The 10,138-nt window shown below is 50.6% G+C and carries 11 protein-coding genes; 5 read left to right on the forward strand and 6 right to left on the reverse strand.

What is annotated here, in order from left to right; translation table 11 throughout:
- Positions 1 to 20 precede the first annotated feature (20 nt).
- Both ACQUTG_RS05550 and ACQUTG_RS05555 read right to left on the reverse strand, forming a co-directional pair.
- Complete coding sequence (locus ACQUTG_RS05550; RefSeq protein WP_428918419.1) at positions 21 to 770, reverse strand: DUF4145 domain-containing protein; 750 nt, start codon at positions 768 to 770, stop codon at positions 21 to 23.
- A gap of 371 nt (positions 771 to 1,141) precedes the next feature.
- Positions 1,142 to 1,792, reverse strand: a complete 651-nt coding sequence (locus tag ACQUTG_RS05555; RefSeq protein ID WP_428918420.1) for a hypothetical protein — start codon at positions 1,790 to 1,792, stop codon at positions 1,142 to 1,144.
- Between the two features lie 254 nt (positions 1,793 to 2,046).
- On the opposite strand from ACQUTG_RS05555, the gene ACQUTG_RS05560 reads away from it, so the two are divergent.
- The 5 genes from ACQUTG_RS05560 to ACQUTG_RS05580 all read left to right on the forward strand — a co-directional run bounded on the left by ACQUTG_RS05560 (position 2,047) and on the right by ACQUTG_RS05580 (position 7,610).
- A complete protein-coding gene (locus ACQUTG_RS05560) occupies positions 2,047 to 2,655 on the forward strand; it encodes a Tn7 transposase TnsA N-terminal domain-containing protein (protein WP_428918421.1) in 609 nt (202 codons plus the stop codon).
- Positions 2,656 to 2,691: 36 nt separating this feature from the next.
- Positions 2,692 to 4,647, forward strand: coding sequence for a hypothetical protein (locus tag ACQUTG_RS05565; RefSeq protein ID WP_428918422.1), 1,956 nt, complete (start codon positions 2,692 to 2,694; stop codon positions 4,645 to 4,647).
- Positions 4,640 to 5,626, forward strand: coding sequence for a TniB family NTP-binding protein (locus tag ACQUTG_RS05570; RefSeq protein ID WP_428918423.1), 987 nt, complete (start codon positions 4,640 to 4,642; stop codon positions 5,624 to 5,626). Before ACQUTG_RS05565 ends, ACQUTG_RS05570 begins: the two co-directional genes overlap by 8 nt.
- On the forward strand, positions 5,626 to 7,140 hold the full coding sequence (locus ACQUTG_RS05575) for a TniQ family protein (protein WP_428918424.1): 1,515 nt from the start codon (positions 5,626 to 5,628) through the stop codon (positions 7,138 to 7,140). Before ACQUTG_RS05570 ends, ACQUTG_RS05575 begins: the two co-directional genes overlap by 1 nt.
- A 200-nt stretch (positions 7,141 to 7,340) precedes the next feature.
- Positions 7,341 to 7,610 carry a helix-turn-helix domain-containing protein gene (locus ACQUTG_RS05580; RefSeq protein ID WP_428918469.1) on the forward strand — a complete coding sequence of 90 codons (270 nt, stop codon included), beginning with the start codon at positions 7,341 to 7,343 and terminating at the stop codon, positions 7,608 to 7,610.
- Positions 7,611 to 7,715: 105 nt separating this feature from the next.
- Here ACQUTG_RS05580 and ACQUTG_RS05585 read toward each other — a convergent pair whose 3' ends face one another.
- From ACQUTG_RS05585 to ACQUTG_RS05600, 4 genes are all read right to left on the reverse strand, one after another.
- On the reverse strand, positions 7,716 to 8,405 hold the full coding sequence (locus tag ACQUTG_RS05585) for a HEAT repeat domain-containing protein (protein WP_428918425.1): 690 nt from the start codon (positions 8,403 to 8,405) through the stop codon (positions 7,716 to 7,718).
- A gap of 6 nt (positions 8,406 to 8,411) precedes the next feature.
- Positions 8,412 to 9,380 carry an RHS repeat-associated core domain-containing protein gene (locus ACQUTG_RS05590; protein WP_428918470.1) on the reverse strand — a complete coding sequence of 323 codons (969 nt, stop codon included), beginning with the start codon at positions 9,378 to 9,380 and terminating at the stop codon, positions 8,412 to 8,414.
- The gene (locus ACQUTG_RS05595; RefSeq protein WP_428918471.1) at positions 9,287 to 9,601 is read right to left on the reverse strand and encodes a hypothetical protein; all 315 of its coding nucleotides are present in this window, start codon (positions 9,599 to 9,601) and stop codon (positions 9,287 to 9,289) included. Before ACQUTG_RS05595 ends, ACQUTG_RS05590 begins: the two co-directional genes overlap by 94 nt.
- A 188-nt stretch (positions 9,602 to 9,789) precedes the next feature.
- Positions 9,790 to 10,138, reverse strand: a 349-nt coding sequence (locus ACQUTG_RS05600) for a hypothetical protein (RefSeq protein ID WP_428918426.1), incomplete at its 5' end; no start/stop codon positions are given.

Below are 10,138 nucleotides of genomic sequence, written 5' to 3' on the forward strand. Positions count from 1 at the left end.
TGGTTATGCGCGTTTTCAAATTAGCTGCCATTCCCATCGCGCTCATTAATATGCTGCTTCGTTTCATCAGGCACGACTTCAGAATAGAGAAGTTCAAGTTCCTTTGGTTTGGAAATCATTTCGTCAGCGATAAAATTTAAGACGTGAAATAGCTTGAATGCGATATCCCTTCCGTCCTTCAAATCTATCTGTCCGGGATGCACAGAGTTGTTGCCAACTACCCTCAAGAGATCAAGCGCTTGTTGGATCTTTGGGCTAAGCCCATCAGAAACAAGTTCCTTGATGTCGCTATTGATATTCTTCCCGGATTTTCCAAGCTGCTTTAACAACAACTGCAACGCCAGCCTGAGTAATGCGGTCGCACCCCGTGGGGAGTCACCAACTATACTAGCGGCTTCCAAATATAAAGATCGTATTTCTTCGTCCATGTCTGAATTAGGGGGAGCGACTGGAATAGTCGGGGGAAATACAAGCTCGCCTTCAACCCATAGAGTGAATTTATCGCAAGAATCGCATGTCGCGACAGAGAACCCAGGGGGTACAAACTCCGGCATATGCCGACCATTGGCATCGTTGACTTGTCGAATAAACTGCGCAATTGCCTTTTGCTCCCAGTCCACGATAGATCCACGATAATCATAAAAAACGTGACTGATGATGGTATTGGCAGACTCTGCTGCCCGCCTAACGTCAAACCAGGTCTGCTGGGCGACAACCCTGCAATGTGGGCACTGGAATTTTTTACTACCGAAGGTCGGGGCTAGATCCATCTTTAACTCCTGACTCTAAAGAACAAAACAGCAATTAGGCAGCACGCTTTACCATTGCACAAATTTGACTGCGTCATTATTACTGACTTTGGACCATCAACTGCGCTGCACATCAATCGTTAAAACAATAGCTTAGTGGAGCATGGCTATATCTGCCATGTAATCATTCAGCGTCTGCAATTTACTCCGCCAATCATACTGAATGAAATGGCGGTGATTGGCCTGACGGCTCTGAAGGAAAGCCCTGACTCGAATGTTCGCTTTTGTTTATGAGGGAACTATGTGGAGCGGAGTGGCAAAATCCACTCGGTTTCCCTCTATCTTGACGAGATACCCTTCACCCAAACCATTGACATGGCACCAAGGCGCCCTTATCCAAGCAAACTAGGATCGATACCTGCTTTATCCAAAGCGCGCCTAATTCGGCGTCGATACTTGTCTGCGGTACCACCGTGTTGAGCCGCCAGGTCTACGAAACTCCAGCCCTCGAGCTTTCGCTTGATCAACACGATGTCTTCTCCCGATAGGCCCTTCGCTGACAGCAAGGAATCGACACGTTCCTCGTCCAAGGATGCCAAACTCTCGGTGTGACTCAAGTGTTGATCCCAGTAGTCGGAGTCGTCCGCTAATTCCGAATCAATGACGTACCTCGCCCTAGCACCGGTACCGCCTTGTTCATTTTTCAGTGACCACCTTTTGAGCCGCGTATTGCAGTAATTCACTACTCCTATCATGAGGTAACGTGCAACCGGATGAGCCATCACACCCTTCTGATCACCAATTTCGTCAGCAGCGTCTTTGACTGTTAAAGAGGTCGTTCCGCCATCGATCGCATTAAGTAGGCGCAAGGTGACTTCGTTCAGAGCATCTTCTGCAACTTGATGCACTTCAGACCCTTCTGTTTTTCCAAGGAAACGACCCAGCTTTTTCTTAACGACTGAGAGCGCTCTGCTCTTCACATCTTCGTGCGTCGCAATACGTCCGATCTCTTCAGTACTCAAATTTTTCGTCGAGTAGTCCATGCATCCTTCCTTCTTGTATGCACCCACGCATCATTAACAAAATTTAATTTTTTAGTATTTCGAAAAAAAATCCGAACTTTCCCAGTTTTTTTGTCCGGTTTTGCTCCGCTGTTTAGTTACTTAGCTATGAACAGGTGGGTATCAACATTCCACAACCTAAATTAAATGCGTTTAAAAACAGCACCTTACACTCTTGCGCCGGCTCTGTTTTTAACTATTCATTGATATCCCAACAAGCAAAACTGGAGTAACGAATGCAGCAACGTGAACTCGTCAAACAATCACCGATTCGGTCTTCCTACCTCACGCACTCAGCCCATTTTGGCCGAGTGTTCGCGGTCGAAAGCACTCTCGAGCTCGACTACCTGAACCTGCTTAGGTTTGAGAAAACCGCCGAGTCCGTTGTAAGCCAACCCTTTTCAGTCCGATTTCATCTTGCTGGTCGCCCCAGGCGCTATACACCTGACTTTTTAGTCGTCGAGCAAGGAGTCGAATACGTCGTCGAAGTGAAAACACGGAGCGCGGTGAGCAATCCGGTGTTTTGCCATAAGGCACAAAAGCTTAGCGTTTTTTTTAGGGAGCGGGGCCAAGTTTTTCGAGTTTTAACTGAAGATGACATTCGCCCCGGGCATCGAGCTCAGAATATCCGATTCCTGGTGCCGGTACTCGATACGCCGGCACCACTGGGCGAATTCCAAGCGCTTCTCAACGCCACCGAAAAGCGTTCTGCCTCGATGTCAGAGCTTCAAAGCCTTCTTGGTGTTCTCGACATTGACTGCTCGTTTATTCGACGCGCCGTCGCCCACCAACTGTTGCAATGCGACCTGACAGGGCCTTGGGTCGATCTGGACTTCATCTGGTAACCCCTTTACTCCCAAACACTTCGAAAGGAGCCAACTATGTTTAATACCCTCGCCGTGACCGGAAATCGCGTGTCTTTTCACAACCTACACGCGACTCTGACAACACTGCCCGACTCGAGCGTCGCTCTCACGTTCGACGACGAAAGGCAGCCAACCATAATCAAGTCTCGCAGTGAGATTGAGTCCGAATTCGGCAAAACCCTTCATCTCATCCCGAAAGGGAAAGCAGCCGCGCCCAAAGCGCCGGACGTGTCGGTTGCAGATTATGAGGAGCTGAAACGACGTTCTGCCTATCTCGAGGAGTTGCAGCGGCGTACGAAAAAGAATGGTGTTGGTGGGGTTAAAATCCGGCAACAGGTCATTGCAAGAGTGGCGCGGGAGATTAAGGACACTAACCCGATCTCTCCTGCAACTCTTGGGCGTTGGTCCAAGAAAGCGCAAGAGCACTCTCACGGCATCGCATCGACGCTAGCTACGACGAAGCGCCGTCGCAAACCCTCCTTCTCCCAAGATGTCCAGGATTTGGCGTTGGAGATAATTGACGATTATTACCTCCAGCTCGGGAATCCAACACTCCAGTATGCTTACGACTGCTTTACGGAGGAGTTCGAGCTCAGGTTTGGACCGGAGGCTAGAAGACCCTGCCGGGAGGTGTTCCGCAAGTGGGCAAAGCAAGCGTGCGACCCGATTGAATTTATCGAAAAACGCGAAGGTCGACGAGCGGCAAAAGCAGCCGGGCGCAACGCCAAGAGAAAACTTCAGACTGAACGGATTTTGGAGCGAGTCGAAGCTGATGCTGTGAACCTGGCCATTGGCGTCACTGATGAGGGAGGCCGATACCTCGGACCTGTGACACTGTTTGCCGTGATCGACGTCTACTCACGCTCAATTCTGGGTCTAACCGTCCAGGTTGGGCGCGGCGAATCTGCCGGCTCAGTGATTGACAGCTATAAGCATTCGATTTGCCCAAAGCCACTGGATTCCCTGCCCAGCACCGTCCAAAACGACTGGCCGATGTATGGCGCGCCAGAGACGATTGTGAGCGACGGCGGCTCGGGTTTTGCCAGCGTACAAACCCAGGCTTTCCTTCTCGACGCAGGGTGTCAGTCCCAGATCGTGCAAACATATGCTGGGTGGCGCAAACCCTTCGTCGAACGATTCTTTCTGACTCTACGCCGTCGCTTTGCGCAGACACTCAAAGGCTATTGTGGAAAACATACGGATCGTCCCAACCTGGATGCGACGATCCATGAGAAAGCCTCAATGACGTTGCAGCAATTTCGAACAGCCCTGTACGAATGGGTCATTGATGAGTATCACCAAACGCCTCATCGCGGTTTGAACGGTAAGACCCCCTATGAGGTTTGGGAAGAGCAAGCACGTGTGTTTCCACCGCATTTGCCCGTCAACTTCGAGCGCATCAAATTCACCATGGGTGAAACCAGAACCTGCACCATTTCAGGAGATCACGCGCATCAGGGAATTCAGCTCAATAATCTGAGGTACAACGACCCTGACAACAAGCTCAAACACATTGGCATGACCCTTCGAAGACAAGGCCAGACAGCTCAAGTCACGGTGGAATACACACACAATGACCTCCATTCGATCAACGTCGTGGATCCAATCACTGATGAAATTTTCCAAGCCTTCGTAACAGACCCGGATATTAAGCAAGGCACAACGCTCGCTGAGCTTAAGGTCTTGCGCGCAAGCACTTATGCCAATAAGGGGTTCACCGGTCGGCGTAACGCGAAATCAAGCCAAACCGTCATTAATGCCAACGAAGCGCACGACGAAAACATGCGACAAGTTCGTTCGCGGCGCACTCAACCAGCTCCGACAGACGCGCTTGAAGCAATGCTCATGAAGGCAATAGGAGAGGATGACACCCTTTCCCCTCCGGCTATCGGAAAGCATTTGACATCAACTGAATCGCTTGAACCTGGCGCAGAAGAATACGGTACCGATGGAGAGTACGAAGATGATTGATCGTGATAACCAGAACCACCGGGGACTGAAGCCGACGACGGTCGCTTTTGCCAACTGGCGAACACGACACGAACGCTTCAAGCAGGCCGTTGATGACATTCAACATACCCATGCCATGTCTGGCGTGGAAGGCGTCGGGATGCTACTGATGGGGATACCAGGGCTGGGAAAATCATCAATACTTGCTTCATACATCAAACATCATCTTGCAGAGCGTAAGGATCTGGAAAGTCCCGGTCGCTCGAAAGAGCCCATCATTCTTGTGTCTGTGCCGGCGGAACCAACGCTCAAGACACTGATTCAGGAGATCCTCCTAGCCTCAAGTTACGAGGGATCCATAAAGGGAACTGTTGGCGAACTCAAACAGAAGCTCAATGAGCTGATTGAACAGCGAGGGGTAGAGCTGCTCATTTTCGATGAGTTTCAGCATTTTTTGCGCGAGCAAGCGAAGTCCAATACGCGAGGCGTGGTTAACCACATCAAATTGATGATGGATAAGCATAAGCTCGCGGTGGTTATGGCTGGCACACCCGCCGGTTACAGATCGATTGCTCACTACGACGAACTGTATCAGCGATTCGCTCTACGTCAGACTCGTCTCGCCCCGTTCCAGATTGACTCTGAGGAGAATCTCCAAGCCTTCGGTTCTTATTTGAGAGCGTGCACTAGATTTCTTCAGCGCCATGGGTTCGAGTTCATTCCCCTGGCTAACAAGGAAATGATGGTGCGCGTTTACGTCGCGACGAAAGGAATTCCTCGCTTAATAGCGGGGCTCATAAAGACGGCGCTTGAAAGCGCAGAGCAAGGAAAGGTGATTACTCAGAAAGATCTTACTAAGGCGTTCGCTAAAACGTCAATGAACCCGGCCCTTAAAACCTTTAATCCGTTCAGTGCACCGTACGAACGAGTTTTGGAGCGTGCCGGGGAAGCTCAGAAAAAAGCGGCTAGTGAGGACCGGAAGAGCTGGGATATTCATTGATGAAACGATTCGCACTTCGACCGGAACCTTATCCCGACGAATCGTTCAACGGCTTCTTGTTGCGCGTGGGGAAGCTCAACTGCGTCTTCAAGCCAACCGAAATCCTTGACTGTCTGGGCATACAGACCACGGCCGCGTCCGGACATTCCGGGTGGCTCGAAGCGCCGTCCAGGGAAACTTTCAGGGCACTGGAACGTAGGCTTGAGAGACCTCTAGAGAGTCACAGGGTGCGATTCAAAGCACGAGACCAACTTCCATGGCTGCGCTCAAAGCACCGGATGATTTCTGATCTACGCCTCGGATTCCCGCGGATTTGTCCGAGCTGTGTGTCGGAGCAAGGCTTTTTGGACTGGCGGTGGGGGCTGGCGGTAACGGCCCATTGCCCAAAGCACGAACGTTTGCTCATAGAGAACTGCCCTAGCTGTCACAAGAAGCTCAACTGGGACGGGAGCTTGCTTATTGGCTGCCCGGACTGCGAAAAAAACTGGGATGACATGGAGCTCAGCCGCGCATCGGAGGTCACGGAGACGGAACTTCATCTCTGGAAAGAGATGGGCTCGGAGTCCGGCGACTTGGACGAATCACGCTTGAGAGATATTTGTCTGGCGATCAGTGTCGCAATGCGACCATTCGACCTGATTCACGAGCGGGTCAAACACTGCCCCAGTCTCACTGGACATTCGGATTTTGTACGTCGTGCTTATCTGCTCCTCGAGAGCCCAGACATGAATGCATCCTGGCGCAAACAGTGTCATCAAAGCAGAAAAGCAGTCCGCTTTTTGGGCACGGATTTCGTGGAAGCACCGTGCAACGTGTTCAGTGCTCACTTGGAGCAAAACTGGCGAGGCCCTCATGAGGAAGCTCGGCGTAATGATGAGACACCCGCTCCAAAGCATAATTTTCCGGAAGTCACGGAGTACATTTCCCAATCGAGGCGAGACAGGAAGCTCGAATCGAAAGGAAGCTCTGGCTATCGGTATCACGTAACCGTTCAGTCCTTCGCAGAAATTACCGGCATGAGCATGGAGTCTGCTCAGGATTTTTTTAGAGGGGACGCCTTAATTGCTCACAAAAATGTGCGCTTCTCTCGTCGCCGAAGGTTCGATCTACGGCAGTTCCGTGGAGTCATGCGTGCGCTACCGGATCCCGAGGATTCGATTGAAATTTTCCCGAACAACCCAGCGTTCAAGAAGCATTTGACCACGTTTGGGCAACTCGCCAATGACGTCATACTTCGTCGAATCCCCGGCGGATTCTCGAAAGCCCGTGGAATCCAGAGCCTATTTCTTAATCGGTGCCGATTTGAAAAGTGGCTAACTGATCAGCTTTTCCGAAACGCAAAAAGAGAACTGAAACTTGAACAGGTCACCGAGGCTCTCGATTGTACGACTCAGAACGTACGTGATCTCGTAAAAGCTGACGTACTCAAATGGGCGAAAAGCCAAAACGGCAAACCGAGAGTCCGCGGGCGGTCTTTTTGTGAGCATGTCATGCTTTCAGCACGGGCGAGATAATAAGCGGTTAAACCAGACAGGAGCATGTCACTATCGGTCGTAATTTCGCTTAGTGCTTAACCCGTGTTTTATAGACCAGCCTAGAGGTATTTAGGGATAAAGCGTTCTACCTAAAGTACACTACAGTGATACTTGGGATCCGTCTTATGGGTCTAAAGTCCAGCATAGCAATATTCTGTGGAGTCTTGCCCGTGGCACGAATGAAAGCAAAGTACCGGCCGCATGAGCGCTTTGAGGCCGAAGCCGATCTCAAGCGCAGAATGGCGTGTGGAGAGGTGACCGTGGGGGCCGCTGTGCGCGAGCTTCGGCAGCGATTTGCTGGACTCACGATTGAGGAGTATGCGAGAGCTATCGGGATTTCGAAGACGACCCTAGTGAACATCGAGAGGGATGACCCCCGGGTGCTGAGAGGATCCATCGAGAAGGCAATCGCTCCGCTTGGCTGCAAACTGACGCTGTTCTGGAAATAGTATCGATTAGCGGGATTTGAACCGGTCTCAGGAGGATCGGTATCAGACGCCACTACCCAAGGCGATTAAAAACTAGTACTCACACAAAACGGAAAAGGCCACTGATCAGCTTGCACGTATACTCGAGATGGCCTCTTCAAGAACTGCTTGCATAGCACTTGGGTGAGGCACGGAGCCACGAACACCACCTTTATTAGGCACGCTGTGATCCATAGCTTTGACCTCTTTTAGATAGCCCTCCAATAAAGGAAGCGCATTCTTGCTTCTGATTAGTCCAAGCGCCTGAATGATTTGAAGTTTAGCCGCTGGTTCCTCGCGATAGAACCTGCTTATCAGCATTGTCGCAGACGCTTCTGCCTGTATTTTTCCAATTGTTTCTATTGCGCTCATCCTTACTGACAGATTCGGGTCATCAAGCACACGATAAAGCGCCTTCAATAGATAGGCGTCGCGGTTGTCAACCATCAGACCCAAGCCGCTCGCTGCCATGTTTACTAGCTCGGCGTCCTCATGCTCCAACAGCTGTGCTAAGCGTGGAATATATTCGCGTGCTTCCAAGTAACCAAGATAGAAACAAGCCTGCCCAACAACCTCTAGGTCGTCGTCCTCCAAGTATTCAGCAACCTCTTTTGCATGATCAAGGTTACCCGAGTAGCCAAGGCTCGATATATGAGCAATCTTTTCTACTTTAGTTTCGACCATCCTTTTCTCTCCACTTTCACCGTCTCTCGGGCCAGAGCATGCCAGCAACATAGAAACGGAAAGAAACACTAATAACCTTAATAGCTTGTCCATATTTATCTATCTTCCTGGACATACAAAACCCGATTCCCCCGATGGAACTGGTATGGCAGCGAATGCGCTCTCTGGGCCACCACCTGACCTTACTCCACAACTGGTATACATCGAGTTAAGCAAAGTGCCAGCCGCTCCATTATGTATGGCGTTGACGAGCTTCAATGAAACGCCTCGAGCACGATAATTCGCCGGTCCACCTTGCTCTGTTGAATTGAATGGGTATTCGTCACACTGTTGTGAAGGCCCACGTCCAATACATTCGGGAACAGAAAGTCTGGTGTACCAACTTCTGTCAAACCCTCCTCTCTTATAGTTCAAAACTGATGGCAACCCCCTTGTCCTTTGGGCCTCCCAATAGTGATTGGATGCGTCCCACATATTTGCACCAAAGAACACCGTTGGCACACCGAGTTTGCACTTATCGTTCCCATTGATAACACAGGTCCTCGCTTTCACTTTTGCAACCGATATATCTAAGTGAGTTACCTGAGCATCAGTCTGAACCGCATCTCCAGTCATAACCATTAACGAACTAACGAGGCTTACTCCAGCGGAATGGTAACCAATCGAGGAAAGCGCTCCCATAATGCTGATGTTGCCCATGCTCATGGTCAATGTCATGTTGCCAGATGGATCCACGCCGTTTACCGGATCTGCATTTCCGTACAAGTATTTATGCAACGTGATCGGATCATGAGTGATCCCCATCCAGCTATCCTGCTGGGTGAACCGCCCAACTCCCTGATCATAATACCGCGCGCGCAGATAGTACTGATCCAGGTTTGAGTCCAAGTGCTCCCCGGTATACCGATAGGCATTCTCGGTATCGCCGGCACTGCTCAATAACACCCCAAACGCATCGTAGTCGTAGCTGTCTGTTAAAGAGCCGCTCGCATCCGCCAGTGCCCGGGCGGAACCTTGGCCGTCATAGAGGTAGTAAGAGGGTGTTCCGGCACGGGTCTGGGAGACCAGGTCATCGCCGTAAGTGTAGTTGACCTGGGGGGGGTGCCGTTGGTCACCTCCACCAGCACCTGGGCGCAGTCCCGGTTGCTGTCCACCACGTAGTGGGTGGTGAGGCCGTTCTCGGTCTTCCGTGTGCGGATACCGTCGGCGTTGTAGCCGTAACTCGCGCTCAGGCCCGGTTTTTCCACTTCGATGAGCTTGTTGCGGGCATCGTAGTGATAGCTGGTCACCTAGCCGTCTTCGGTCTCGGTCAGGGTGTTGCCGTTGGCGTCGTAGCTGTAGCTGGTGGCCGTTAAAGTCAGTATGGTTTAGGCGCAAGGCTACGCAATTTTCACCAAGGGTTCTTTCATGAACAATCCCTACCAAACCATTTTTTCAGTTGGATCTTCAAGTGAAAACCGGGCTTCCACGGATTTAGCTAATCGTCGTAATAATCTACAAAGTTAACCCAATCTTCTTCTTTCTCATCCCTCGCCCACCGCTCGGAATTCCCTATACCTTTGTCATCCTCCATTACGGACGATCCAATAAATGGCCCTAAAACCACCGGAACTTCACTAGAGCTTATACTTACACCTATTTTTGTTACTCTGTGACAAAAGCTGGCAACTCTTGTATGCGGCATTTTTTCCAGAATTCTGTCTACGAGCTCCGCTGCATTTTTTACAGACGAGGTTTTTACCAAAAAAGTTGTGTCCTCACCATCAGGACCTTCTATGCTTTCTTCGTTACCCCATCGAGTTACTAAATATAGGTTGGTCATAACT

Origin of the sequence: Marinobacter sp. DUT-1 (assembly GCF_050379415.1) — a bacterium.
Lineage (GTDB): Bacteria > Pseudomonadota > Gammaproteobacteria > Pseudomonadales > Oleiphilaceae > Marinobacter.